Annotated in this window: 18 protein-coding genes; 11 read left to right on the top strand and 7 right to left on the bottom strand. The window is 72.3% G+C overall.

The genetic code is table 11. The features are described from left to right. Window positions 1-2,118: a 4-alpha-glucanotransferase gene (gene malQ, locus ACGF1Z_RS10180; protein ID WP_393001944.1), complete on the top strand. Its 2,118-nt coding sequence runs from the start codon at window positions 1-3 to the stop codon at window positions 2,116-2,118. A 20-nt stretch (window positions 2,119-2,138) separates the two neighbouring features. After that, window positions 2,139-2,378, top strand: a complete 240-nt coding sequence (locus tag ACGF1Z_RS10175; RefSeq protein ID WP_393001942.1) for a hypothetical protein — start codon at window positions 2,139-2,141, stop codon at window positions 2,376-2,378. Window positions 2,379-2,530: 152 nt separating this feature from the next. Here ACGF1Z_RS10175 and ACGF1Z_RS10170 read toward each other — a convergent pair whose 3' ends face one another. Beyond that, a complete protein-coding gene (locus ACGF1Z_RS10170; protein WP_393001940.1) occupies window positions 2,531-3,028 on the bottom strand; it encodes a MarR family winged helix-turn-helix transcriptional regulator in 498 nt (165 codons plus the stop codon). 130 nt (window positions 3,029-3,158) lie between these two features. Here ACGF1Z_RS10170 and ACGF1Z_RS10165 point away from each other — a divergent pair, with 130 nt between their 5' ends. Further along, window positions 3,159-4,112 (top strand): EamA family transporter, encoded by a 954-nt coding sequence (locus tag ACGF1Z_RS10165; protein ID WP_393001938.1) that lies wholly within the window; start codon window positions 3,159-3,161, stop codon window positions 4,110-4,112. Between the two features lie 5 nt (window positions 4,113-4,117). Beyond that, window positions 4,118-5,131 carry a DMT family transporter gene (locus ACGF1Z_RS10160; RefSeq protein ID WP_393001936.1) on the top strand — a complete coding sequence of 338 codons (1,014 nt, stop codon included), beginning with the start codon at window positions 4,118-4,120 and terminating at the stop codon, window positions 5,129-5,131. Here ACGF1Z_RS10160 and ACGF1Z_RS10155 read toward each other — a convergent pair. Both ACGF1Z_RS10155 and ACGF1Z_RS10150 read right to left on the bottom strand, forming a co-directional pair. Continuing rightward, window positions 5,073-6,965, bottom strand: a complete 1,893-nt coding sequence (locus ACGF1Z_RS10155; protein WP_393001934.1) for a caspase domain-containing protein — start codon at window positions 6,963-6,965, stop codon at window positions 5,073-5,075. The genes ACGF1Z_RS10160 and ACGF1Z_RS10155 overlap by 59 nt on opposite strands. Beyond that, entirely contained in the window at window positions 6,958-7,383 is a 426-nt protein-coding gene (locus ACGF1Z_RS10150; RefSeq protein WP_393001932.1) for a hypothetical protein, read from the bottom strand. Before ACGF1Z_RS10150 ends, ACGF1Z_RS10155 begins: the two co-directional genes overlap by 8 nt. 44 nt (window positions 7,384-7,427) lie before the next feature. On the opposite strand from ACGF1Z_RS10150, the gene ACGF1Z_RS10145 reads away from it, so the two are divergent. The 3 genes from ACGF1Z_RS10145 to ACGF1Z_RS10135 all read left to right on the top strand — a co-directional run bounded on the left by ACGF1Z_RS10145 (window position 7,428) and on the right by ACGF1Z_RS10135 (window position 11,323). Beyond that, window positions 7,428-8,354, top strand: a complete 927-nt coding sequence (locus ACGF1Z_RS10145; RefSeq protein WP_393001930.1) for a LysR family transcriptional regulator — start codon at window positions 7,428-7,430, stop codon at window positions 8,352-8,354. A gap of 65 nt (window positions 8,355-8,419) precedes the next feature. Continuing rightward, a complete protein-coding gene (gene alc / locus ACGF1Z_RS10140) occupies window positions 8,420-9,544 on the top strand; it encodes an allantoicase (protein WP_393001928.1) in 1,125 nt (374 codons plus the stop codon). A gap of 57 nt (window positions 9,545-9,601) precedes the next feature. Beyond that, window positions 9,602-11,323: an FG-GAP-like repeat-containing protein gene (locus ACGF1Z_RS10135; protein WP_393001926.1), complete on the top strand. Its 1,722-nt coding sequence runs from the start codon at window positions 9,602-9,604 to the stop codon at window positions 11,321-11,323. Between the two features lie 66 nt (window positions 11,324-11,389). Here ACGF1Z_RS10135 and pepN read toward each other — a convergent pair whose 3' ends face one another. The 4 genes from pepN to ACGF1Z_RS10115 form a co-directional block, all read right to left on the bottom strand. Continuing rightward, a complete protein-coding gene (pepN, locus tag ACGF1Z_RS10130; protein ID WP_393001924.1) occupies window positions 11,390-13,963 on the bottom strand; it encodes an aminopeptidase N in 2,574 nt (857 codons plus the stop codon). Between the two features lie 140 nt (window positions 13,964-14,103). Then, the gene (locus ACGF1Z_RS10125; RefSeq protein WP_393001921.1) at window positions 14,104-15,120 is read right to left on the bottom strand and encodes an aspartate-semialdehyde dehydrogenase; all 1,017 of its coding nucleotides are present in this window, start codon (window positions 15,118-15,120) and stop codon (window positions 14,104-14,106) included. A 194-nt stretch (window positions 15,121-15,314) separates the two neighbouring features. After that, window positions 15,315-18,632: a S8 family serine peptidase gene (locus ACGF1Z_RS10120; RefSeq protein ID WP_393001919.1), complete on the bottom strand. Its 3,318-nt coding sequence runs from the start codon at window positions 18,630-18,632 to the stop codon at window positions 15,315-15,317. A gap of 188 nt (window positions 18,633-18,820) precedes the next feature. Continuing rightward, entirely contained in the window at window positions 18,821-19,363 is a 543-nt protein-coding gene (locus tag ACGF1Z_RS10115; RefSeq protein WP_393001917.1) for a CGNR zinc finger domain-containing protein, read from the bottom strand. Window positions 19,364-19,508: 145 nt separating this feature from the next. Between ACGF1Z_RS10115 and ACGF1Z_RS10110 the strand changes: the two genes are divergently transcribed. The 4 genes from ACGF1Z_RS10110 (at window position 19,509) to ACGF1Z_RS10095 (ending at window position 26,273) form a co-directional block, all read left to right on the top strand. After that, window positions 19,509-19,964: a VOC family protein gene (locus tag ACGF1Z_RS10110; protein ID WP_393001915.1), complete on the top strand. Its 456-nt coding sequence runs from the start codon at window positions 19,509-19,511 to the stop codon at window positions 19,962-19,964. Window positions 19,965-20,224: 260 nt separating this feature from the next. Beyond that, a complete protein-coding gene (locus tag ACGF1Z_RS10105; protein WP_393001913.1) occupies window positions 20,225-21,127 on the top strand; it encodes a pyridoxamine 5'-phosphate oxidase family protein in 903 nt (300 codons plus the stop codon). Then, window positions 21,124-21,654 carry an HPP family protein gene (locus ACGF1Z_RS10100; RefSeq protein ID WP_393001911.1) on the top strand — a complete coding sequence of 177 codons (531 nt, stop codon included), beginning with the start codon at window positions 21,124-21,126 and terminating at the stop codon, window positions 21,652-21,654. Before ACGF1Z_RS10105 ends, ACGF1Z_RS10100 begins: the two co-directional genes overlap by 4 nt. A 311-nt stretch (window positions 21,655-21,965) precedes the next feature. Continuing rightward, window positions 21,966-26,273, top strand: coding sequence for a LamG-like jellyroll fold domain-containing protein (locus tag ACGF1Z_RS10095; RefSeq protein ID WP_393001909.1), 4,308 nt, complete (start codon window positions 21,966-21,968; stop codon window positions 26,271-26,273). The last annotated feature ends 121 nt before the right edge of the window (window positions 26,274-26,394 follow it).

Genomic DNA, 26,394 nt, shown 5'->3' with positions numbered 1-26,394 from the left:
GTGACCCTGGCCCGTCTCGCCGCCCTGCACGGCGTCGCCACCGAATACGCCCCCTCCGAGGGCGTCACGGTCACCGTGCCCGACGCCACCGTGGTGGCCGTCCTGCGCGCCCTGGACGTCGACGCGTCCACGCCGGAGGCCGTCGCCGCGGCGCTCGACGCGGCGGAGCGGACCGGCCGCGAGCGGCTGCTGCCGCCCACCGTCGTGCTGTGGCGAGAGGAGCCGGGGGAGCGGGAGGAGGCCGCCCGCGCCCCGGGACTCCGGCCGCCCCGCGGCCTGCCGCCGGGCACCCGGCTCACGGTCGGCACCGAGGACGGGCGGACCGTCACGGGCACCGACTGGAGCGGTCTGCCGCTCGGCGTGCACCGGCTCACCGCCCACGCCCCCGACGGGCGCCACGGCACCAGCACCCTGATCGTGGCGCCCGCGCGCGTGCCGGTCCCCGAGGGGCGCGCCTTCGGCCTGCTCGTCCAGCTCTACTCGCTGCTGTCCGCCCGCTCCTGGGGCATGGGCGACCTCGGCGACCTCCGGGAGCTGGCCGACTGGGCGGGCCGCACCCACGGCGTCGGCTTCGTGCAGGTCAACCCGCTGCACGCGGCCGTGCCCGCGGCGCCCGCCGACCCCTCCCCGTACCGCCCCTCCTCGCGCCGCTTCCCCGACCCCGTGCACCTGCGAATCGAGGACGTCCCCGAGTACGCGTACGTCGACCCGGCCCGGCGCGAGGACCTCGACCGGATCCTCGCCGAGGCGGCCGAACTGCGCGAACGGGTCCTCGGCAAGGGCGCCCTGATCGACCGGGACGCGGTGTGGGACGCCAAGCGGCGCGCCCTGGAACTCGTGCACACCGTGGAGCTCGGCCCCGGCCGCCGGGCCGCGTACCGGGACTTCCTGGCCGGACGCGGCCGGGCCCTGGAGGACCACGCCACCTACCAGGCCCTCGCGGAGCGCCACGGCCACCGGTGGCGCGAGTGGCCCGACGGCCTGCGCGACCCCGCCGGCGCCGAGGCGGCCGTGCGGGCGGACGCCGAACTCGCCGGCCGGGTGGACTTCCACTGCCGGCTCGCCTGGCTGACGGACCAGCAGCTCGCCGCCGCCGCGCACACCGCACGCGAGGCCGGGATGGCGGTCGGGATCGTCCACGACCTGGCCGTCGGGGTGCACCCGGACGGCTCCGACGCCTGGGCGCAGCAGCACGTGTTCGCCTCCGGCATGTCGGTGGGCGCCCCGCCGGACGCCTTCAACGCGCGGGGCCAGGACTGGGGCCTTCCGCCCTGGCGCCCCGACGCGCTCGCCGCCGAGGGCTACGCCCCGTACCGCGGTCTGCTGCGCGAACTCCTGCGGCACGCGGGCGCGCTGCGCATCGACCATGTGATGGGCCTGTTCCGGCTCTGGTGGGTGCCCGAGGGCGGCGAACCCACCCAGGGCACGTACGTCCGCTACGACTCCGAGGCGATGCTCGCCGTTCTCGTCCTGGAGGCCCACCGGGCCGGGGCGGCGGTCGTCGGCGAGGACCTGGGGACGGTCGAGCCGGGCGTCCGCGAGGCGCTCGCCCGGCGCGGGGTGCTCGGCACCTCGGTGCTCTGGTTCGAGCGGGACTGGGCCGGCACGGGCCGCCCCCTGAGCCCGGAGGACTGGCGGGCGGACTGCGTGGCCACCGCCACCACCCACGACCTGCCGTCCACGGCGGCCCGGCTCTCCGGCGCCCATGTGACGCTCCGCCACCGGCTCGGGCTGCTCTCCGGCGACCTGGAGCGGGAGCGCGTCCGGGACGGCGCCGAGACCGCCGAGTGGCTGGGCACGCTCCAGCGGCTCGGTCTGCTGCCGGAGGGGCCGGGCGACGAGGCCGCCGAGATCCGCGCGGTCCACCGCTTCCTGGCGGCCACCCCGGCGCGTCTGGTCGGGGTGTGGCTCCCGGACGCGGTGGGGGACCGCCGCCCGCAGAACCTGCCGGGGACCTGGGACGAGTACCCCAACTGGCGGCTGCCGGTGGCCGGCCCGGACGGCCAGCCGCTCTCCCTGGAGGAACTGGCCGCCGCGCCCCGTGCGCACGACCTGCTCCGGACCCTCGCGGAGCGGGTCGGAGCCCGTACGGCACCCCCGGGCGCGCGGTCCGTTTAGGGGTTCGCTACTTTTGCACCGTGGACAAGAAGAACGCCCTGCGCGCCGGCGCCGTCGCGGCCGGTACGACGCTGATGATGCTGCTCATGTCGTCCCCCGCGCTCGCGCTGACCCGCGACGACGGTGACGACCCGGCCCCCAAGCTGTCGGTCGTCGAGACCCTCGGTCTGTTCGTGGCCCTCCCGCTGGCTCTGTTCCTGGTGATCTGCGGCCTGGTCATGGTGCTCGACCGGTCCAAGGTTCGCGTCAAGAAGGGCTAGTCCCCCCTCTGCCGACGAGGGCGCCGCACGGTGATCGACCACCGTGCGGCGCCCTCGCGTGTCTCCGGCCGCCCCGCCCCCGGCGGGCCCGGGGCGCGCCGGGGGCCGCGCGGGCGGTTGTCACACCGAGGCGGTGTCACGCCCAGGCGGTGTCACACCGACGTGGCGAGCAGCCTGCGCAGCAGATCCGCCAGCTGCTCCGCCTCCTCCTGCGTGAGCGCGGCCTCCAGCGCCGCGCGCTGCTGCCCGAGCCCGGCGCCGACGGCCTGGTCCACGAGCTCCCGGCCCTCCTCGCTGAGGGTGACCCGCAGGCCGCGGCGGTCGTGGGGGTCGGGGCTGCGGGTGAGGAGTCCGGCCCGCTCCAGCTTGTCGAGCCGGCCCGTCATCCCGCCGGTCGTGATCATCAGCGTGGCGGTCAGCTCGCGCGGTGAGAGCGTGTACGGCTCACCCGAACGCCGCAGCGTGGCGAGCACGTCGAACTCGCCCAGTGACATCCCCCCGTACGGTGCGTACGCCTTGTCCACCTTGCTGCGCATGGCGTTGGCCAGCCGGTAGATGCGGCCGAACACGGCCATCGGCAGGGTGTCCAGGTCGGGGCGGACCCGGGCCCACTGGTCGGTGATGGCGTCGACCGCGTCGCGATTCTCCATGCCCCCAGTTTCCCTCTTCACTGACTCGGTTGCAAGAAAGCCACTTGCAAGTGAGTAGCTTAGTGCTAAGTTAATTACCGCCAAGCCAGTCCGGGTCCCACCCGGTCCGTCCAGTGCAGGGGGAACCGTCATGTCCCGTAAGGCCGCCACCGTCGCCCTCACCGCCCTCGCCCCGGTCTCCTGGGGCTCGACCTACTTCGTCACCACCGAGTTCCTGCCGCCCGACCGCCCGCTCTTCACCGGCCTGATGCGGGCCCTGCCGGCCGGCCTCCTGCTCCTCGCCATCACCCGCAAGCTGCCGCAGGGCGCCTGGTGGGGGAAGTCCGCGGTCCTCGGCGCCCTCAACATCGGGGCCTTCTTCCCGCTCCTCTTCCTCGCCGCCTACCGCCTTCCCGGCGGTGTCGCCGCGGTCGTCGGCTCGGTCGGCCCGCTCTTCGTCGTCGGTCTCGCCGCGCTGCTGCTGGGGGACAGGCCGACCCTGCGGAGCATGCTCACCGCCGTCGCCGCCGCCTTCGGCGTCAGCCTGGTCGTCCTCAAGGCGGGTGCCGGCTTCGACACCGTCGGCGTGGTCGCCGGACTGCTCTCCTCGCTGTCGATGTCCGCGGGCACCGTCCTCACCAAGCGCTGGGGCCGCCCCGAGGGTGTCGGGGCCCTCGCCCTCACCGGGTGGCAGCTCACCGCGGGCGGAGTGGTCCTGCTCCCCGTCGCCCTGCTGATCGAGGGCGCCCCGCCGGTGCTCACCGGCACCCACCTGGCCGGCTACGCCTACCTCGCCTTCGGCAACACCGCGATCTCCTACTTCCTCTGGTTCCGCGGCATCGAGCGCCTGAGCGCCTCCTCCGTCACCCTTCTCGGCCCGCTCTCGCCGATCACGGCCGCCGTCATCGGCTGGGCGGCGCTCGGTCAGGCCCTCGGCCCGGTCCAGCTGGCGGGCATGGTGATCGCCTTCGGTGCGACGCTCGTGGGTCAGCTGAACACGACGCCGAAGCCGGCGATGCGAGCCGAGGTCGAATCGTTCAGCCCTACTGAAAAGAACGGTCAGGAAGTTTCGATGGACCTGGAGAGTTCGACGGTGCGACGGTAGGCGGCATGACGCTGATCACCGCCCGCCACCCGACCGCCCCCGACGACGACGGCACCACCCCCGGACCGGACGGCGCCACCGTCCCCCACGACGGCACCACCGCCACCGAGAGGCCGGCGCCCGCGAGGAAGACCCGCGGCGCCGGCCTCGGCGTGCTCCTCGCCCTGCTCGCCACCCTCGTCTGGTCCGGCAGCTTCGTCGCCACCCGCGGCATGGCCGACTCCGTCCCGCCCGTGCAGGCCGTCTTCTGGCGCTGGGTCGTCGCCCTCGCCGCCGTCGCCCCGTTCGCCGCCCGTCCGTTCTGGCGGCAGCGGAGGATCATCCGCCGTCACCTCGGATTCGTCGCCCTCGCCTCGCTCTTCGGCGTCGCCCTCTACAACACGCTGGTCCACCAGGCCGGACTGACCACCTCCGCCTCCCACATGGGCATGATCATGGCCGCGTCCCCGGTGCTCATGGCGGTCTACGCCCGGCTGGGCGGCGAACGGCTCGGCGCCCGCCGCCTCCTGGGCATGCTGACCGCCGTCCTCGGCGTCCTGCTGCTCGTCGGGAAGGGCTCCCCGACCGTCGACCCCGCCGCCGGCGACCTGTGGATGTGCGCCGCGGCCCTGTCCTTCGCCACCTACAGCGCGATGCTCAGGCGCAAGCCCACCGGGATCGGCGGACTCGCCTTCCTCTTCGCCACGTTCGCGCTCGGCGCGCTGATGCTGGCCCCCGCCTACGCCGTCTCCCTCACCGTCCAGGGCGGCTTCCCGGTCACCTCCGGCACGGTGGGCCCGCTGCTCTACGTCGGCGTCATGTCGTCCGCCGTCGCCTTCTTCGCCTGGAACAGGGCCGTCAGCCTCATCGGCGCCGCCCGCGCCGGCGTCGTCTACCACCTCCAGCCGGTCTGCGTCGCCCTGCTCTCGTACGCGCTGCTCGGGGAGGAACTGGGGCTGCTGGGCGTGGCGTGCATGACGCTCATCCTGGGCGGGGTGGCGCTGTCATCGGCCGCCGGCGCCTCCGGCGCCAGGAGGTGACGCAGGCCGAGAGCTGCAGGAGGCAGCCGAGGATCAGAAGGACGGTGCCGGCCGACAGCTCGAGGTAGTCGTAGTTGAAGAGCACGTCGAGGACGGACCCCAGGGTGGCCAGCGTCGTGGCGGTCGTGCAGGCGAGCCACGCAAAGGCTGTCCGCCCGAGCGGAAACGCCGGCCTTGCCATCGCCACGACGGCGAAGGTCCCTGTGGAGATCAGACCCAGCACGATCAGGTTCGACGCCCATGAGACGGGCCACTCGTCCCCCCAGTACGAGGTCTTGCCGTTGTGTAGGAGCGGTGCACCGAGTGCGAAGAACAGGAGGATGACGGCCGCGGAGAGAATGCCCGCCTCCGGCCGTTGGGCCAGCCACAACCTCAGTTTCGCAACGCGGGTCGGTGCCTCTCGACGCTGCTCCGCCGCGGGGGGCTCTTCCCGAACCCGGGGTACGGGCCGCCGCACGGTTTCGCGTGGTGGCTCCTCGCGTACGGGTTCCGGCCCGGGGGGCGACGCCTGCCGGGCCGTCGGCTCCCACACCGGCCACTCCTGCTTCCGGCGGCGCACCGGAAGCGCCTCCAGGCCGACGTGCACCGGCACCTCGCCGGTCGCGGCCTTCACCAACACGTCGCCCTCGTAATGCCCCGGCGTCGACACCACGGCACTCAGTTGCACCCCGTCCGGCGCGGCCGTCGCGGTGAGCCAGGGTTCCACCGGTGTGGCCTCGATCGTCGCGTGGACGATCGGTGGGCCCTCGACGACGAGCAGTGTCCGGAGGCCGGGCGCCCCGGCGGTCACCGTGCCCAGGTCGAGGGACTCGCACGCCACGCGGGGGCGAGCCGCGGCCAGCGCCTGTTCGGCGCTCACCGAGACGCGGCGGCTGTCGTCACCGGCCAGCGTCAGCAAGGCCTCACGGGCCGACAGGGCAAGCCCCACGTCCTCCCCGCACAGCAGGTGCCCCAGGTCCTCCACCGCCCACAGGCGGTCCCCGCGGCGTCCCTCGTGCACGGCTTCGTCCAGCTCGGTGGGCAACGCGGCGGCGGTGGGGGCCCGTGGCCGGGTCCGGGCTATGGGCACGTCTCCGCCGTGGGCGCCGAACAGCCACAGCTGCGGGGTCTGGTGGGGGGTCAGCTCCGAGAGCCGGTCATGGACGTAGTCGGCGAGCTCGGCCATGCCGACCTCGCCGTCGCCGTCCCGGTCGGCGTCGCCCGAGCGCAGACCTTCCACGAGCGACCCGGTGAACAGCGACGGGCGGCGGCCGCTCGCCGGGCCCGCTTCCGTCACCGGGTGGCCTTCCTCGAAGGCGTACTCGACGGCGCTCGACGCCGTGAACACGGCGCGGCCCCGGCGACCGCCGGTCCGCTCCAGCTCCTGGAAGCTCGCCTGCACATGGGCGTCCGTGCCGGCTCGGGCGAACATCCCGCGTTCGAAGGCACCGGCGTAGCAGCAGTCGAGCAGGACGACCACCCGTTGGGCGCGGCTCTCCAGCATCAGGCTGCTCACGTACTCGGCCGGCACCGACGTCGAAGCGAGGCGACTGCGCCGGGTGTCGGTGGTCGCGAGGAACAGCTTGCCCGCCGAGTTCTTCACGCCGTGGCACGAAAAGTGAAGGAGCAGGGTGTGGCGGGGCGAGCGGTCCGCGAAGAAGTCCTCGACCTTCACGCGCAACTTCTGGGAGCTGGGGTCCGTGACCACCTCCACCTCGAATCCCCCGACGTCCGGGTCGCGGAGTACCTCGGCGAGCGCCTCGGCGTCGTCGCTCGGCGCTCTCAGCGCGCCGAGCCCGGGGTCGTCGTACGCACTAGTCACCACGATGAGTGCCTGCCGCTCCCGGTCAGCCATCGTCCTGCCGCCTCCGTTCGGCGGTCGTACAGGCGCCGAGCCACAGGGCAGCCATGCGGCGCTGCTCCTCGGGATCGCCGCCGCTGAGTTCGAGCCGCCGGTCACCGAATGTCAGCGACACGGTGGGCGGCGCGCCGGAATCGGCGGTGTGCCCGCGCCATTTGTCGACGACGGTCACGACCTGGTGCAGGAGGGCGGGCACGGCCGTGAGCGTCACGAGCAGAGCGTTCACCTGCTCCAGGGCGCCCGACCGGCTGCCCGGGGGCGCGGGACCGGCGGCGGACCGTGCGACGTCTTCCACGTCCAGTTGGAGGAGGTCTGCCCTCAGACTGTCCATATTCCGGAGCAGTGACTCGATGTCCCCGTCGGTCCGCTCCCCGTCCCGGACTTCGATGCGCAGCTGTTCGATCACGGCCACTCACCTCACCTCTCAGTCTGGCACCGCCCGGTAGGTTGCGCCCCATGACCGAGTGGGACATCAAGAAGCTCCAGATCCTCCGCACCCTGCGGGACCGCGGCACCGTCACCGCGACCGCGGAGGCGCTGCTCATGACCCCCTCGGCCGTCTCCCAGCAGCTCAGCAACCTGGCCAGGCAGCTCGGCGTGCAGCTCCTGGAAGCGCACGGGCGGCGGGTTCGGCTCACGGACGCCGCGCATCTCGTACTGCGGCACGCCGAGGGCGTGTTCGCCCAGCTGGAGCGCGCCGAGGCAGAACTCGACGCCCATCTGCGGGGCGAGGTTGGGCGGGTGCGGGTCGCCGCGTTCTCCACCGCCGTGCCCTCGCTCGTCGTCCCCGCCGTCCAGGCGCTGCGCCCCGCCCACCCCGGGCTCGACGTCCGGGTCCGGGAGGCCGAGGCCGCGGAGGCGTACGAGCTGCTCAGCGCCAGCGAGGTCGAGCTGGCGCTCTCGCTCGCCGCCCACGCGCCGACCGCGCGCGACCCCAGGTTCAGCCGGGTGCCACTGCTGGCCGACCCGCTCGACGTCGCGCTGCCCGCCGGGCATCCGCTCGCCGACGCCCCCGGTCTGCGGCTCGCCGACCTCTCCGCGGAACCGTGGATCTTCGGCGGCTCCGGGCCCTGGTCGGAGATCACCACCGCCGCCTGCGAGGCCGCCGGGTTCGTGCCCGAGCAGGCCCACAGCGCGGCCGGCTGGACCGCCATCCTTGCCATGGTCGAGGCCGGGATGGGGGTGGCCCTGATCCCCCGGATGGCGGCTGCGGAGCGCCGTGCGGGCACCGGCCCGGGGGTCGTCATGCGGGTGCTCTCGGCCGACCAGCCGCGCCGTCACGTCGTCGCCGCGGTCCGCCGCGGGGCGGAGGAGGGCCCTGCCGTGGCACGGGTCCTCGTGGCCCTCCGCCAGGCCGCCGCCCGACGGGGAAACCTTCAGTAGGTCTGAAAAGACCTGTCGAAAACATTCGATGGACCTGTGCGGTCGTGGAGCGGCACAGTCGGTCCATGAGCTTCTACGACGACGACAGCGACCCGCACGCCAACGACGCCGCCCCCTATGCCGGAGGCGACTCGTACGCCGACTACCGCGCCGGGGACTTCCCGTTCACCGAGCTCGTCGACCTCGCCGACCGGCGTCTCGGCGGCGGAGTCGTCGCCGCCGCCGACGAGTTCTTCGCCGAGCGCGAGAACCTCCTCGTCCGCGAGCGGGCCGTCTTCGACCCCGACCACTTCGGGCACAAGGGCAAGATCATGGACGGCTGGGAGACCCGTCGCAGGCGCGGCGCCGACGCCGCGCACCCCTTCCCCGCCCCCGAGGACCACGACTGGGCGATCGTCCGCCTCGGTGCCCCCGGCGTCATCCGCGGAATCGTCGTCGACACCGCCCACTTCCGCGGCAACTACCCGCAACGAGTGAGCGTCCAGGCCGCCGCCGTCGAGGGCACGCCCAGCCCCGAGGAGCTGCTGGACGCGAAGTGGGAGGAGCTCCTCCCGCCCACCCCCGTCCGGGGCCACGCCGCCAACGGCTTCACCGTCGACGCCGAGCGCCGCTACTCCCATGTCCGGCTCCGCCAGCACCCTGACGGCGGCGTGGCCCGGCTCCGCGTGCACGGCGAGGTCGTTCCCGACCCCGAGTGGCTCGACGTCCTCGGCACCGTCGACCTGATCGCCGTCGTCAACGGCGGTGCGTACGAGGACGCTTCCGACCGCTTCTACTCCTCGCCGACGCAGATCATCCTGCCCGGCACCTCGCGCAAGATGGACGACGGCTGGGAGAACCGCCGCCGCCGGGTGCGCGGCACCAACGACTGGGTCCGCTTCCGGCTCGCCGCCCAGGGCGCCGTCCGCGCGGTCGAGATCGACACCGCCTACCTCAAGGGCAACTCGGCCGGCTGGATCGCCCTGCAGGGCCGCAACGGCGAGTCGGGCGAATGGTTCGAGATCGTCCCACGGACCCGGCTCCAGCCCGACACCCTGCACCGCTTCCGCCTCCCGGCGCAGGCTGTCGTCACCCACGTCCGCCTCGACGCCTTCCCCGACGGCGGGATCGCCCGGATGCGCCTCCACGGCAGCCTGACCGACCAGGGGGCGTCCGAACTGCGCGCCCGGTACGCGCGGTTGACCGTCTGACGTTCCGCCTGCCGGGCGTTGTGACAGGTGCACGGAAAAGATCATTACGCTTCCGGCATGAGACTTCTCCAGAGAGCGATGGTCGCGTTCGCGCTGCTGGCCACCGCGGTCCTCACGACCGCGGGGCCGGCCGCCGCCGACACCGTCGACCCCGCCACGGCACCGCCGGTGCGCGTCATCTCGTACAACGTCTGCGGGGCCTCCGACACCTGCCGGAGCGGGCTGGACCTTCCCACCTGGACGACCAAGGTCAAGGAGCAGACCCTCGCCTGGGACGCCGACGCCCTGATGCTCCAGGAGCTGTGCTTCGGCCAGTGGACGTCACTGCGCACCGCCCTGGCCGACGCGGGCTACACCGCCGTCTGGGGCTTCAACACGAAGGCCCGCGGCTGCGGGAACTGGTCCACCGACACGGGCTTCGGCCTCGGCATCTTCGTCAAGGCCTCCGCGGTCGACCGCTACACGGCCGGTCTGACCACCGCCTACGAGCCCCGCTCGGTGCTGTGCGCCCGGGGACCGATCGACGGGCGGACCACGCTCGTCTGCAACACCCACCTCGACCAGAAGATCACCCCCGACAACGGCTCGGCCGAGGCCCTCGCCCACGTCGACACCTGGGCCGCCGGACTCCCCGTCATCCTCGGCGGCGACTTCAACGCCGCGCCCACGTACGCCGCGCTCGACCCGATCCGGGCCGGCCTGCCCGGTACCGGCCCCTTCGCCGAGGCGGACGAGAACGATGCCGACTTCTTCACCCAGGCCTGCAAGGACGCCGGTGCCACCGAGTGCCGTACGGGCGAGCCGACGACCTACGACGGCAAGAAGTTCGACCACGTCTTCCTGAGCGCCCGCGACTTCCACACCGTTCGCGCCTCCGTCCTCGAACCGGAGGACGACCCCGCCCCCCGGCTGTCCGACCACAAGCTGCTGCGCGCCGCCGCCCACCCCGAGCCGCGGCCCGGCACCACCGTCGGCGGCGACCTCACCGGTGACGGCCGGCCCGACCTCCTCGCCGTCAAGGACGACGGCAGCCTGCGCCTCTACTCCGGCACCGGCGCCGGGGCCCTCGCCGGCCCGCGCCAGACCGGCACCGGCGGCTGGACCGGCGCCGCCGTCAGCCACCGCGGTGACTGGACCGGCGACGGCCGCGAGGACGTCCTCGCCCGCATCGGCGACGAGCTGTGGGTCTACCCGAACAAGGGCAGCGGCGAACTCGGCACCCGGCTCGCCATGGGCGGCCGCCCCACCGGCTGGTCGAACGCCTCCGCCACCCCGCTGGCCGCCGGCGACGTGGACGGAGACGGCCTGCCCGACGTCCTGGCCCGCAGCACCACCGGTCTCTGGCTGCACCGCGGCGGCCCGGCCGTCGACGGCAGGCCGGCCTTCGCCGCCAGGGCCGCCCTGCAGATCGGCGACGCCGAGTGGGCCGGCTACGACGTGATCCTGCCAGGCGACGTGACCGGCGACGGCAAGGCCGACGTGTGGGGCCGTGATCGCGCCACCGGGCAGATCCGGCAGTACGCGAGCCAGGGCGCCCAGCACCTGGCGGCACCCCGCGACCTCACCGGCGGCCCCTGGACCGCCGCCGACCGCCGCCTCGCCTTCTCGGCCGGCGACGTGACCGGCGACGGCCACCCGGACCTGTGGACCACGCGCACCGCGGGCACCGCCGAGAACCTGGAGTTCCTCCCGGGCACGGCCAGTGGCATCGCCGGCGGCCTCGGCACGCCGGTCACGATCGGCACCGGCGGCTGGCAGTGGCTCACGGACCTCGGCTGACCCACGGTCCCGCATGACGAGGGCCCCGGACGGTGTGCACCGTCCGGGGCCCCTTCACTGCCGGAATCAGGCGGCCGCGGCGTCCGCCGCCCGCGCCCTGAGGGCGCGCTCGACGCCCGCGCGGCACTCCGTCACCAGACGGCGCAGCGCCGGAACGGGGTCGTGCTCCGCGATCCAGGCGTCCGTGGCGTCCAGCGTCTCCTGCGAGACCTGGAGCGTCGGGTAGAGACCGACCACGATCTGCTGGACCATCTCGTGGCTGCGGGTCTCCGAGACACCCTTGACGGCGGCGAAGTACTTCGCCGTGTACGGGGCGAGCAGCTCGCGCTGGTCGGTCTGCACGAAGCCGCCGATCACCGCCTCCTGCACCGCGTTCGCCAGCTTGTCGGACTCGACGACCGAGGCCCACGCCTCGGCCTTGGCGGCCTCGGTCGGCCGGGCCGCGCGGGCCGTGGCGGCGTGCCGCTCGCCCGCCGCCGTACGGTCGCGCTCCAGCTCCGCCGCGATCTCCGGCTCGTCGAAACGGCCGGTCGCCGCGAGCCGCTGCACGAACGCCCAGCGCAGCTCGGTGTCCACGGCCAGACCGTCGACGACCTCGCTGCCGTCGAGCAGCCCGGCCAGCAGGTCGAGCTCGGCCTCCTCACGGGCCGTCGCCGCGAAGGCCCGCGCCCACGCCAGCTGGTGGTCGCTGCCCGGGGCCGCGGCCCGCAGCTGCTCCTGCGCCGCGGCGCCCCAGCGGGCCAGGCCCTCGGCGCGCCACTCCGGCGCCGCGTACAGGTCCAGGGCGGCCTTGACCTGGCCCTGGAGCGACTGGACCACGCCGATGTCGGTCTCCTTGACGATGCCGGAGAGCACCAGGTCCAGGTAGGCGCGGGTGGGCATCTCGCCGTCCCGCGTCATGTCCCAGGCGGAGGCCCAGCACAGCGCCCGCGGCAGCGACTCGGCGAAGTCGCCCAGGTGCGCGGTGACGTTCTTCAGGGACACCTCGTCGAGACGGACCTTGGCGTACGACAGGTCGTCGTCGTTGAGCAGGACGACCGCCGGGCGCTGCTTGCCCGTCAGCTGCGGGACCGGCGTCAGCCCGGCCGCGTCGATGTCGAGCTCGACCCGCTCGGTGCGGACCAGCTTGCCGGCCGCGTCCAGGTCGTAGAAGCCGATCGCGATCCGGTGCGGGCGGAGCACGGCCTCGCCCTTGGCGCCGGCCGGCAGCGCCGGGGCCTCCTGGCGGACGCCGAAGGAGGTGATGACGCCGTTGCCGTCGGTCTCGATCGCCGGGCGCAGGATGTTGATGCCCGCGGTCTCCAGCCACGCCGTCGACCAGGCCTTGAGGTCGCGGCCGGAGGTCTCCTCCAGGGCGCCGAGCAGGTCGCTGAGGCGGGTGTTGCCGAACGCGTGGCGCTTGAAGTACGCCTGGACGCCCTTGAAGAACTCGTCCTGGCCGACGTACGCCACCAGCTGCTTGAGGACGGAGGCGCCCTTGGCGTAGGTGATGCCGTCGAAGTTGACGAGCACGTCCTCCAGGTCGTTGATCTCCGCCATGATCGGGTGCGTCGACGGCAGCTGGTCCTGGCGGTAGGCCCAGGTCTTCTCCGCGTTGGCGAAGGTGGTCCAGGCGTGCGGCCAGCGGGTGCCCTCGACGGAGGCCTGGCAGGCGACCGAGGTGAAGGTGGCGAACGACTCGTTCAGCCACAGGTCGTTCCACCACTCCATGGTGACGAGGTCGCCGAACCACATGTGGGCGAGCTCGTGCAGGATGGTCTCGGCCCGGCGCTCGTACGCCGCGTCCGTCACCTTCGACCGGAACACGTACTGGTCGCGGATGGTGACCGCGCCCGCGTTCTCCATCGCGCCCGCGTTGAACTCCGGCACGAAGAGCTGGTCGTACTTCGCGAACGGGTAGTCGTACGCGAACTTCTCCTGGAACCAGTCGAAGCCCTGACGCGTGACGTCGAAGATGTGGTCGGCGTCCAGGAACTCGGCCAGCGAGGGACGGCAGTAGATGCCGAGCGGGACGACCTGGCCGTCCTTCTCGTACGTCGAGTGCACCGAGTGGTACGGGCCGACGATCAGCGCGGTGATGTAGGTGGAGATCCGCGGGGTCGGCTCGAAGACCCACACGTCGTCCTTGGGCTCCGGCGTGGGGGAGTTGGAGATGACCGACCAGCCGCTCGGGGCCTTCACGGTGAACTGGAAGGTCGCCTTGAGGTCCGGCTGCTCGAAGGACGCGAAGACGCGGCGGGCGTCCGGCACCTCGAACTGGGTGTACAGGTAGGCCTGGCCGTCGACCGGGTCGACGAAGCGGTGCAGGCCCTCACCGGTGTTGGTGTACGCGCAGTCCGCGACCACCTTCAGTTCGTTGCGCCCCTCCTTGAGGTGCGCCAGCGCGATCCGGGAGTCCCGGAAGACGGCGGCCACGTCGAGGGCGTGCCCGTTGAGCACCACCTCGTGCACGGCGGGGGCGACGAGATCGATGAAGGTCTCGGCACCGGCCTCGGCGGAATCGAAGCGGACGGTGGTGACGGACCGGTAGGTGCCGCCCTCCTGCGCACCGGTGAGGTCGAGGTCGACCTCGTACGTGTCCACGGACAGCAGCTTCGCCCGCTGCTGCGCCTCTTCGCGGGTCAGGTTTGTGCCAGGCACCCGGTCAACTCCTCGGTTTCGTGACGTTTGGGCCATCCTTCCACGGGGTGTGCGGGCGGCGCACGGTTCATTTCCCAGGGCGAACACGGAAGGGGCGGCCACCCTCGCGGGTGGCCGCCCCTCGTACCTCCGAACGGGTGTCAGCCCCGCAGCTCCGCGGCGACGAGCTCCGCGATCTGCACGGCGTTCAGCGCCGCGCCCTTGCGCAGGTTGTCGTTGGAGAGGAACAGCGCCAGGCCGTGCTCGACGGTCTCGTCGACGCGGATGCGGCCCACGTAGGAGGCGTCCTTGCCGGCCGCCTGGAGCGGGGTGGGGATCTCGGAGAGCTCGACGCCCTCGGCGTCCTTGAGCAGCTCGTAGGCGCGCTCGACGCTGATCGGACGCTCGAAGCGGGCGTTGACCTGGAGCGAGTGGCCGGAGAAGACCGGGACGCGCACGCAGGTGCCGGAGACCTTGAGCTCCGGGATCTCCAGGATCTTGCGGGACTCGTTGCGGAGCTTCTGCTCCTCGTCGGTCTCGAAGGTGCCGTCGTCGACGATCGAGCCGGCCAGCGGCAGCACGTTGAAGGCGATCGGACGCTTGTAGACGCCGGGCTCCGGGTACGCGACGGCCTCGCCGTCGTGGGTGAGCTCGGTGGCGCGCTCGGCGACCGCCTTGACCTGGCCGTCCAGCTCGGCGACGCCGGCCAGGCCCGAGCCGGAGACGGCCTGGTAGGTGGTGGCGACCAGCGCGGTCAGGCCGGCCTCCTGGTGGAGCGGCTTGAGGACCGGCATGGCGGCCATCGTGGTGCAGTTCGGGTTGGCGATGATGCCCTTCGGGCGGTCCTTGATCGCGTGCGGGTTGACCTCGGACACCACCAGCGGGACCTCGGGGTCGCGGCGCCAGGCGGAGGAGTTGTCGATGACGACGGCGCCCTGGGAGGCGACCTTCTCGGCGAGCGCCTTGGAGGTCGTGCCGCCGGCCGAGAAGAGGACGATGTCGAGGCCCGTGTAGTCGGCGGTCGAGGCGTCCTCGACGGTGACGCCGTCCAGGACGGTGCCGGCGGACCGGGCGGAGGCGAAGAGGCGCAGCTCGTCCACCGGGAAGTTCCGCTCGGCCAGAATCCTGCGCATGACTGTGCCGACCTGACCGGTGGCTCCGACGATTCCGACCTTCACGGGATTCCTCCGAATATGTGTGCAGGGTGGTGCCGCGACCATCATGCGTGCGGTCCGGGGCGCCTTGTCCAATTCATTGTCCAAAGGACGGGACGGCCCCGGCAGGCGCTAAGACGCCAAAGGGGGCGGACACCGTTCCGGTGCCCGCCCCCACTACTCCGCATGTCGGAGTGTGACCCTCGTCATGGTCCGCGTTACGGCGTGACCTTCTCGATCACGACGCTGCCGGTGCCCGCGGCGGTGCCGCGCGCGTTCAGCAGCTGGACCTCGCCGAAGAAGCTCCGGCCCTCGGGCGCGGCGGCGTTCACCACGACCTCGGCGGCGACCTGCGCGGACGCGCCGTTCGCCAGCTGGACCTGCTTCGACTCGTCGACCTTCACCGAGCCCAGCGCGGACGAGTAGTACACGTCCTTGTAGTCGTAGCTGGTGCCGCCGGCCGCCTGCACCGAGTAGCCGTCGATCACGACGGTGTAGGTGCCCGCGGCGGGCTTGAGCAGGGTGACGGACTCCTCGGAGTCGCCGTCGGCCGACTGGCCGACCTGCGTGTCGCCGAGCAGGACCGTGAGGTCGAGGTCGGCGGCCAGGTCGGAGGTGTTGCCGATGGCGATGTCGAGGCGCTCCACGCCCTCACCGATGGTGACGGTCTTGATCTGCTGCTCGTGGTGCTGGATGGTCGACTTCTCGGTCTTCTGCGAGCCGAGCGAGCCGCCCTTCAGGTGCCCGTCGAGCGCGGCGAAGCCGTTGGTGACCTTCCACTGCACGGCGGCCGGGGTGCCGATCCGCGCCTCGGGGACCGTCTGGACGGCCGGGTCGAAGTCGGCGCCGAGCACGGACACGTTCAGCTTGAACGGGTTGTCCAGGTCCGGCGAGGTACGCCGGGACTCGACGATGATCTCCCAGACGCCCGGGATCGGGTTCGCGTAGGAGCGCAGGTCGGGACGGCAGGTGTTGGCCGGGTTGTAGTGCGGGTAGCACTGGTTGGTCGCGGTGTCCTCGAGGGCCACGCCGTACGGGTGCTGGGTGATGAACCGGGTCTGGCTCTTCTCCTTCAGCCCGCCGAGCGAGACCTCCAGGGTCTTGGCGCCCTTCGGCACGGTCACGAAGTACGATTTCGCGCTGTTGCGCTGCGTCGAACCGGTGGCCGAGAAGCCGTAGCCCGGAGCGGCCAGGGCGTTCGAGACGACCGAGGTGGCGAGGATCTGCTTGTCGACGCCCTCGGTGCGCTCGTCGTCGGCCTCCAGGATGACGCTGTGCACGCCCGCGGTGGCCGGACGGGCCTGGAGCCTGACGGTGACCGGCTTGTTCAGCGGCAGGTCGATCTCGTCGTCGCCGAGGATGCGGAAGGTGCCGTCGTTGTACTTCAGGTCCAGCTCGTGCTCGATCGGCCGGTTCGGGCCGCTCGTGCGCGTGATGGTGACGTCGTAGACCTTCTTCTGGCCGACCTTGAGGCCGCCCTCGCGGTCGTACACACCGGTGCCGGTGTGCGGGGCCGGGAAGATCACGGTGTCGACCGGCGCCTCGACCTTGTAGTCGTGGGCGGTGGCACCGTCCTTGATGGACTCCCAGGCCTCGACGATGTCCATGAGGCCGGCGCCCTGCTCGTGGGCCGCGACGCCCGGGATCCGCTGCGCGGTCGAGACGAGCGCGGTGCGCAGGGTGAGCGGGGAGAGCTTGAAGCCCTTCTGCTTCGCGGCCGAGATCAGCAGCGCGCTCGCGCCCGCCGCCTGCGGCGAGGACATCGAGGTGCCGTTGAGCATGCCGTAGCCGGCGGGCAGCGTGTAGCCGGCCTCGGGCACGCCCGCGCCGGGCTGCCAGGTCGGGATGGTGTTCACGGCGGAGCCGGGGGCCGTGATGGTCGGCGTGAAGCCGCCGTCCTCACGCGGGCCGCGCGAGGAGAAGGGGAACATGTTGTACGGCTTGGTGACGGCCGAGCCGTAGTTGGCGGCCCAGGTCTCGCGGGAGACGCCCGCGCCGACCGACAGGACCTTGTCGGCCAGGCCGGGGTCGCCGATCGTGTTGATGCCGGGGCCCTCGTTGCCGGCCGAGATGACCAGCTGCACGCCGTACTCGTCGATGAGGCGGGTGTAGAGGCGGGCGCGCACGTTGTCGCCGTCGTTCTGCAGCGGGAGGCCGCCGATCGACATGTTGACGATGTCGACGCCGCGGTGGGCGACGAGGTCGATCATGCCCTCGGTGAGGGCGGTGTTGGTGCAGCCGCCGGTCCACGTGCAGGCACGGGCGGAGACGATCTTCGCGCCGGGGGCGGCGCCGCTCATCCGGCCGCCGAAGAGGCCGTTGGCGGCGGTGATGCCGGCGACGTGGGTGCCGTGCGAGGACTCCACGAGACCGACGTTGACGAAGTCGGCCTTCTTGCCGACCCAGGTGCCGCCGAGCGGGTCCATCGGCACGTCCTTGCGGATCTGCACGACGAACGGGGTGCGCTCGACGACCTCGGTGGCCGGGTTGTCGGTGCCGAAGTAGCCGACCTGGTAGCCGTCCTTGTACGGCTTCATCGGCTCGTTGTCCGTGAAGTCGCCGTTCTGGTCGGAGTCCACGCGGACGGTGCCGGCGGCGGCGTCGTACAGCAGGCCGAAGACGTCGGTGGTGTCGCCGTCCCGGTTGATGTCGCCCTTCGGGTCGCCGCCCGCGGTGACGGACTCGCGGAAGACGTTGAACTTGAAGGAGCCCGCGGGGGACTTCCAGCTCTGCGCGTTGGCCGTGAAGACGGGGCCGGTGACGTCGGTGATCTGGGCGCGCCAGGTGCCGTCGCTCTCGGTGAGCGGGTCGGTGGCGGTGACCCAGTCGACGATCTTGCGCTCGCCGGTGGTGGTCTTCTGCAGGGCCGGGTGGCCGAGGTCGACACCGGAGTCGAGGATGCCGATGGTCACGCCGCGGCCGTCGGCCCTGGGGTGCTCCTTGACGAAGTCCACCGCACCGGTCTCGAAGGACGGGTTGTAGGGGTTCTTCGCCGGGGTGGCCTTGCCGGGCGCCGGGTAGGTGCGCGTGACGGTGGTGCCGTCGACGGCGCCGGTGGTGCCCGCGTCCGGGGTCGGGTCGTCGAGCTCGATCTCCGCCTGGAGGTCGATCGACTGGACCGAGGAGAGTTTGCCGGCCGCCTTGAGGGCGGCGTCGGCCTTGGCGGTCGGCAGGGTGGCGCGGACGTAGCCGAGCTTGTCGTCCCGCTTGCCGACGGAGGCGCCCGGAACGGCGTCGAGCTGGCCCGCGACCTGCTCGGTGGCGCCGGGCGCGGTGGCGACGAGGACGGTGACGTTCGGTGCGCCGGTCGCCTCGGCCTCGGACAGGCGCTGGGCGTCGGTGGCGCCGAGCTTGTCGGCGGCGTCGGCGGTCTTCACCGGGGAGGTGGCGGCCGGGTCGTCGGCCGCCAGAACCGGGGCGGCGCCGGCCGCGACGAGCGCGGTCACGAGTCCGGCGGCGGCGGCGATGCGGGCCGCGCGTCTGGTCCCGGTCGTCGAGCGCCCGGGTATGGAGCTCTGCTTTTCGGGGGTGGTCATCTACATCCCTGTTTGTGAAAGACGAGGGTCCGGATACCGGCACCGGATGACCGCTCAGCCTTTCGCACGGGGCAGGGGTTTGGGGAGAGTTCCCGGGTCGCGGAATGCGCGGGTGGCGCACATCCGCCACTGCGGGACATGCGCCACGGGGGACGAACCGCCCTCGAAGGGGGTGAAGCGACGGGGGACTAGTGGTCCTTTGTACGGGCATAGTGGCGTGAGGCCTTGGCCCGGTTGCCGCACGCCGCCATGGAGCACCAGCGGCGGGTGCCGTTCCGCGAGGTGTCGAAGAAGTGCAGGATGCACGCGTCGTGGGCGCACTTGCGGATGCGTTCCGGATGGGTGCGCAGCAGTTCGAGGTAGTCGCGCGCCGCGGTCCAGCCCGGACCCCAGGCCGGATCGCCGAACTCCGCCTCCTCGCCGGGTCCTTCGGGGGTGAGGGTGGCGCGGATCCGCCCGTGCCCGAGCACCGCGTCGACCTCGGCGGTGGCCGCGGGGTCGCCGGGCCGGTCGACGAGCGAGGCGAGGGCGTCCCGGGCGGCGAGGGTGTGCCGGAGGGTGGCCGCGTCGGCGCCGAACCGCCCGTCGAGCCGGTTGGCCGCGAGCCATACGGCCAGTCCCCCGGTGTCGGCGAGCAGGTCCTGCCGCACCCCGTCGGCCATCCACCGGGTGTTGAGCAGGTCCAGGGAGACGGGCTCGCCGGTGAGCGGCCGGGGGTCGGTGACGGTCATGGCGGGCGCCCTCCTCGGCGGCTGGACCTGGACTAACCCCTCAAGGGTACGTGACCGGTTGCGCCGAGGTAGTCTAACCCTTAAAGTGACATTGAAAGGTTAGCACCTGATGTCCGGGGGGACCGTCACCGAGAGGGGAACCACCATGTCGTTCACCGGAACGCTCGCCTTCGGCCACGTCGGCCTGAACGTCACCGACCTGGAGCGCTCGCTCGGCTTCTACGGGGACGTGCTCGGCTTCGAGGTCCTCGGCGAGGGCAAGGAGGAGGGCCGGCGCTACGCCTTCCTGGGGCAGGGCGGCACGCTCGTCCTCACCCTCTGGCAGCAGGCCGACGGCGGCTACGACGCCGGCCGCGCGGGCCTGCACCACCTCGCCTTCCAGACCGAATCCGTCGCCCACGTGCGCGCCGCGGAGACCGCGCTCAAGGAGCGCGGCGCCACCTTCGCGTACGAGGGCGTCGTCGCCCACGCCGAGGGGGCGGCCTCCGGCGGCATCTTCTTCCACGACCCCGACGGCACCCGCCTGGAGATCTCGGTCCCGAAGGGCGCGGAGGAGGCGGCAGCCCCCTCCGGCCAGGCCCCGACCTGCGGCTTCTTCTAGTCGCCCCCGTCGTGGGCCGTCGTTCCCGCCCCGGCCCCGGCCGGGCCCCAGGGCGGAACGGGGGCCCGCCGGCCCCCAGGTCTGAACGGGCAGCTTCCCGGACCCCGTTGGGGGCGCAAGGGCCGACCGGGCGGGCGCCGCCGCGCCCCGCCGGAACGGCGGCGCACCCGCACCCGGCCCCGGCGACCAGCCCCCCGCGCCGTGACCCGCAGCCGCGCGAATCCGCACCCTCCCACCCGCAATCACCCCCGGAGGCCCTCATGCGCGCCTACCACTCCGGCTCCCTCGCCGTCCAGGAAAGAGTCGGCGTCCGGCAGCTCGCCGAGCACGTGGGCCGGTCCATCGGCGACGGCATCCGCCCCGTCGCCGCCGCCTTCCTGGAGGCGCAGCCCATGCTGGTCCTCGGCGCGGCCGACCCGGCCGGCCGGGTGTGGGCGAGCCTGCTGACCGGGACGCCCGGGTTCGCCCGGGCCACCGGACCGCACGGCATCTCGGTCGAGGGCGGCGTCCCGGCCCGCGACCCCCTGTCCGCGGCCGTCACCGCCGCCGGGACCCCCGTCGGCACCATCGCCCTCGACCCCCGTACCCGCCGCCGCATGCGGCTCAACGGCATCGCACGCCCCAGCGCGCGCGGCCTGACCGTGGACGCCGAGCAGGTGTTCTCCAACTGCCCCAAGTACCTGCAGAAACGGGAGCTGTACGGCTTCGCCGACCCGGCCCCCGGATCCCCGGACGGGGCCGTGCGGCACGGCACCGCGCTCACCCCCGGCCAGGAGCGCTTCGTCCGTGCCGCCGACACCTTCTTCGTCGCCAGCGCCGCCGCCGACGGGGTGGACGCCAGCCATCGCGGAGGCAACCCCGGCTTCGTCACCCCGGTCTCGCCGACGGAGCTGAGCTGGCCCGACTACGCCGGCAACGCCATGTTCCTCACCCTCGGCAACCTGGCGACCGACGGCCGCGCGGGACTGCTCTTCCTCGACTGGCACACCGGCACCACCCTCCAGCTCTCCGGCACCGCCCGCACGGTCTACGACGCCGAGGGCGCCCGCACCGTCCGCTTCCGCGTCACCCACGTCGCCGAGACGCCCGGGGCGAGCCCCCTGCGCTGGTCGGAACCGGAGTACTCGCCGGCCAATCCCCCCGTAACGGAGCCCCGCCCATGACCACGGCCGCACCGGCGACCGCCACCGCCTCGACGCCCGCACCCCCGCCCCGTCCCACCGCGCCCGCCCGCCCCGGCCCCCGGGTACTGCTCACCTCCACCGCGGTCGGCGTCACGGCCCTCCTGCTCCTGGTCGCGGTCGGCGCGGCCCTCCACCAGCCGCTGCTCATCCCGCCCCTCGCCGCGAGCATGGCGCTGGTGGCGGGGGCCCCCGAGCTGCCGCTGGCCCAGCCCCGCTCGGTCGTCGGCGGCCAACTCCTGTCAGCCCTCACCGGCTTCGCCGTCCTGGCGCTCACGGGCCCCCACCTCTGGGCCGCGGCCCTGGCCGGCGGCCTGGCCCTCGGGGTGATGAGCGCCGCCCGCACCCCGCACTCCCCGGCCGCGGCCACCGCGGTGATCGTCACCCTCCAGAACCCGCCGTTCTGGACCTTCCTGGCCCTCCTCACGCTCGCCACCCTGCTCCTGGTGGCCACCGGCCCGGCCGGCGCCCGTCTCGCGGGGCGGCGATACCCCGCGTACTGGATCTGACGCGAGCTCCTTTACGAGGTGGGGCCTGCGGGTCTGTCACCGACTGTGCGCTTTCTCACCCGTGTGTGAGGGCAACTGTCCGATTCACGCCGGGCGGAGGGGTGTTCATGTCCGCGTATACCGGAAAACCGGCGGGGCGATCAGGCCCGTTAACCCCTTTGACAGCGAGATGTCTGGACCATTTCATTCCCTCTGAAGTATCGAGACAGTGGGGGAATGGGGGGCTTATGCGCTCAAGACGGCTATTGCGGACTGCTGTTCGCGCCGCAGCGTGTACGGCAGTCACCGGCCTTTTCGCGACAGGGGGCTTTGTGTCCGGCGTATCGCCGGCCGAGGCGGCCACACCTGACGCGGGCCGTGCGGACGCTCTGCGCACGGGAGCGGACGGACAGGCGGACACTCCGGAGAGCCTGGCCATCGAAGCGGCGAAGAAGGGTGGCAAGCCGGTCGACGTACCCTCGATGCGCAGCGAGTTCGGCGAGGTGACGGCGCGTCCGGACGGGACGCTGGAGTCGGTGACGCACACACGGCCCGTGCGCACCCGCAAGGACGGCAGGTGGGTCGACATCGACCCCACCCTGCGCATTACCGAGGGAGGGATGGTCGAACCGAAGGCCGTCCTGTCCGGTCTGGCCTTCTCGGGCGGCGGTGACCAGCCCCTGGTACGGATGGAGCAGGCGGGCAAGAACCTGGAGTTGAGCTGGCCGAAACCGCTCCCGGAGCCCCGGCTGAACGGCCCGACCGCGCTCTACCGGTCGGTACTGCCGGGCGTCGACCTCCAGCTGACCGCCACGCGCACGGGCTTCAACCAGCTGCTCGTCGTCAAGACGAAGGAAGCGGCACAGAACCCGGAGCTCGCCGAGCTCCGCCTCGGCCTCGACGCCAAGGGGCTGGCCATCCGGGAGGCCGCAGACGGCTCCCTCCGGGCCGTGGACGAGGCCGCCGGGGGAACGGTCTTCACCGCGCCCCGGCCCATGATGTACGACTCGTCCGCCGTGGCGAAGGAAGGCCCGGGCATCACCGCCGCGCCGATGGCGAAGAGCGCCCCCGGCTCGCCGACGATGTTCCTGGCGGCCGGCGCGGCGCACGCGGCCCCGGTCGGCATCGAGGTCACTCCCGACGGGGCGGGCACCAAGGCGGAGAACACGCTCGTTCTGACCCCGGCGCAGTCGCTCCTGGACGACCCCCGCACGGTCTATCCGGTGGTCATCGACCCCGCCTGGGACACGCCGCATGCCTCCGCGTGGGCCGGAATCTCCCGGTCCTACAGCGACCAGCCTTACTACAAGTTCACATACAACAGCACCTACGTCTCCGACTTCGGCACGGGCTACTGCGCGTCCCCGGGCTGCTCGACGGCCGATGTGAAGCGGGTCTTCTACCGCGTCCCGGTGACCAGCAAGTTCTCCGGCAAGCACATCCTGTCGGCGGAGTTCAACGTCTGGGAGTCCCACTCGTACAACTGCACCGCCAAGCCGGTCCAGCTCTACCTGACCAAGGGCATCGGGACGGGCACGACCTGGAGCAACTCCACGACCAGCGGCTTCTGGGCACAGTGGCTCCAGACCATGAACGCCGCGAAGGGCTGGGGTTCTGGCTGCGCGGCCGGCTATCTGGAGTTCGGCGGCACGTCCGGCCCGGTCAAGGACCTGGTCCAGCGCGCGGCCAGCGGTGCCTGGCCCAACATCACCTTCGGTCTCAAGGCGGAGAACGAGTCCGACCCGGGCGCCTGGAAGCGCTTCAGCGACGACGCGAGCCTGAGGGTCAGATACAACCTCCCGCCCAAGCAGCCGGTGATGTCGGACCTGACCATGTCCCCGGGATCCTCGTGCTCCTCGTCGACGGTGCGCATCAACAGGCTGCCCCAGGTCACCGCGAAGGTGTACGACCCGGACGGCGAGCAGGTGGGTGCACAGATCGCGGCCGCCTGGGACGCCGGGGACGGCCAGGGCTTCCGGCGCCGCTGGTGGTCGACCGGCACGGAGGGAACGGCTCCGACGACCCTCAAGAGCTCCGGCTCTCCGTTCTCGGTGACGCTTCCGGCAGCCGTCCCCAAGAACAAGACCGTCGGCTGGGAGGCGCGCGGCTGGGACGGTGCCGAGTGGGGTCTCTGGAGCTCGGCGGGGGACAAGCAGACCGACTGCTACTTCCACGTCGACACGACCGCCCCGGACGGCCCGGTGATCTCCTCGGTCGAGTTCCCGGGTGACAAGCTGCTGGTGAACCCGGGTGACGTGGACAACATCCCGCCGACCAACGGCGTCGGCAAGTACGGCACGTTCACCTTCGACAGCGTCCAGACCGATGTCGTGAAGTACGAGTACGGGATCGACACCGATCCGTCCGCGGCCTTCACCAAGGCGACGACGGCCGGAGCCCCGCAGTCCATGTCGACACTTGTGAACACTCCCGGCCCCCACCGGGTCACGGCCCGGGCGATCGACGGCTCCGGCAACGCGTCCCAGGTCGAGGTCTACTACTTCAACGCCCTGGGAGGCGACCCCCAGCGAGCGGGATGGGCCATGGACGAGCCTCCGGGTGCCGGCAGTGTTGCCGGCAGTGCCGACGGCGTCGAGGGGACCCTCGGACCGGAGGCCACCTCCATCACGGACGGCCACAGTGGTCGTGCCGTGTCGATGGAAGGCACCGACAAGGGGTACGTGAGTACGGGTCGCGCCGTACTGGACACCAACCGCAGCTTCTCTATGTCCGTCTGGGCGAAGCCGACGGCCGTTACGGCGGGGATGAACCGCGCGGCCATCGCGCAGCTGGGCCAGCACCAGTCGATCACTCTGGGGCTCCTGGGTGACAAGTGGGTGGTCAAGACTCCGACCGCCGACGGTATGGCGGGCTACAGCTGGTACACCGCGGCGTCCACCACATCCGCGGTCGCGGGCGAGTGGACCCATCTCGCCGCCGTGTATGACGCCACGGCGAAGACGCTGACCCTCTACGTCGACGGCAAGTCCGCAGCGACGGTCACGGGCGTGAGCATGTGGCAGGCGCGCGGCGAGCTGACTTTCGGGCGCATGAAGTGGCTGGACACCTCCACCGACGCGTGGATCGGCGCGCTGGACGACGGCGCGGTGTGGAGCCGGGCCCTTAACGCCGCGGAGGTGTCCGAAGTGGCGAACGGGCGTCCCCTGACCGCCGGCCTTCCGGCGAAGGCGGCCTGGACCTTCGACGAGGAGGGCAACAAGGTGTCCGGGCGCCCCGAGCTCTCGGACCTGAACCTGTACGGCGCGCAGTCGGGAGTACCGGGTATCTCCGGCAACGTCCTCAAGTTCGACGGCTCCACCTCCTACGCTCGTACGTCCCGGCCTCAGGTCGACGGAACGCGCAGCTTCTCGGTTTCCACCTGGGTACGCATGCCCACGCCCGCGGTCACGGACAAGGCCGCGAAGATGATCGTCACCCAGAACGGCGTCCAGCAGAACGAGTTCTCCCTCTACTATTCGGCCGCCGACAAGAAGTGGAAGTTCGGCCGCTACACGGAGGACGCCGCCACTGCCAACCTGGTAGTTGCGGTTCAGCCCGCCTGCACCGCGCCGCTGGGAACGACCCCCTGCTTCGGTGATCCCGCCGACAGGTGGACGCATCTGATCGGCGTATGGGACGCGAACGTCGGTAGGCTGCGCCTCTTCGTCAACGGCTACCAGGTGGCCGAAGCCCCGTACACCCAGGCCAAGCCCTGGGCGACGCCGGGCCCCCTCCAGATCGGTGCGGTGAACCGGGCCGGCGCCAACGGGGAGTTCCTCAAGGGCGAGGTCGACGACGTGCGGGTGTTCGACCGCGTCGTGACGGCGGCCGAGGCACGCGAGCTCGTGCAGCAGCAACCGCAGATCGGCTCCCGCTGGAGGTTCGACAGCGCCACCGGGACCCCGCTCACCTCGCCCGACGAAGCCGGTAAGAGCGCTGAGAACGCCGTGCTGACCGGAGCGACGATCAACCCTGGTGGCGGCTACCTCGGCGGTGCGGGCAAGGGCAGCCTGATGCTCGACGGCGTCGACGACTACGCGGCCACCGCCCAGGTGCCGGTTCACACGGGTCAGAGCTTCACCGTCGCCGGGTGGGCGCAGACCGCCGCGGACCCGACCCGGGACATGACCCTGCTCTCCATCGCCGGAAGCGCCCAGAGCGCCGTCGAGGTCGGCTGGGACGACACGACGCTCAACCCCGGGACCGCCCAGGAACAGCACGTCGGCCAGTGGCGCGTCAGCGTCACCGACAAGGACGGGACGGCGGCCACGCGCACCAGCGTGCTGCACACCTTCGACCCGGGCCTGCGGATCGGGGGGTGGAACCACATCGCCGTCGTGTACGACGGGTTCGCCGACCGGGTGTCCCTGTACGTGAACGGCGTCCTGGAGGACCAGACCTGCTCGGACGAGGAGGCCGGCACCACGTGCACCGAGCACGTCTCGTGGGCGACGGTCGCACAGCCCTTCGACGCCACCGGCCAGGTCCAGTTCGGCCGACTGCGTGCCAACAGCGCCTGGGGTTCGTACTTCTCCGGTGAGATCGACGACGTCTGGATGTACCAGGGCGCACTCAGCCCCGCCGCCGTGATCTCGCTCGCCGACCCGAACGTCGACCAGACGACGCCCTCCGGGGCCTGACCTGACGGAGCGCCGGAGGGCGGGCGCTGCCTGACGCCCGTTCCCCGGCGCTTTCTCCTGCCCCGGCAGGCGACCGACGCCCGCCGCGGCCCGGTGCCCGGCAAGCGCACCGGCACCACGT

Origin of the sequence: Streptomyces sp. NPDC048018, from assembly GCF_043202995.1 — a bacterium.
Classification (GTDB): Bacteria; Actinomycetota; Actinomycetes; order Streptomycetales; family Streptomycetaceae; genus Streptomyces.
The sequence above is the reverse complement of the archived record's forward strand: the minus strand, read 5'-3'. Positions and strand labels throughout refer to the sequence as shown.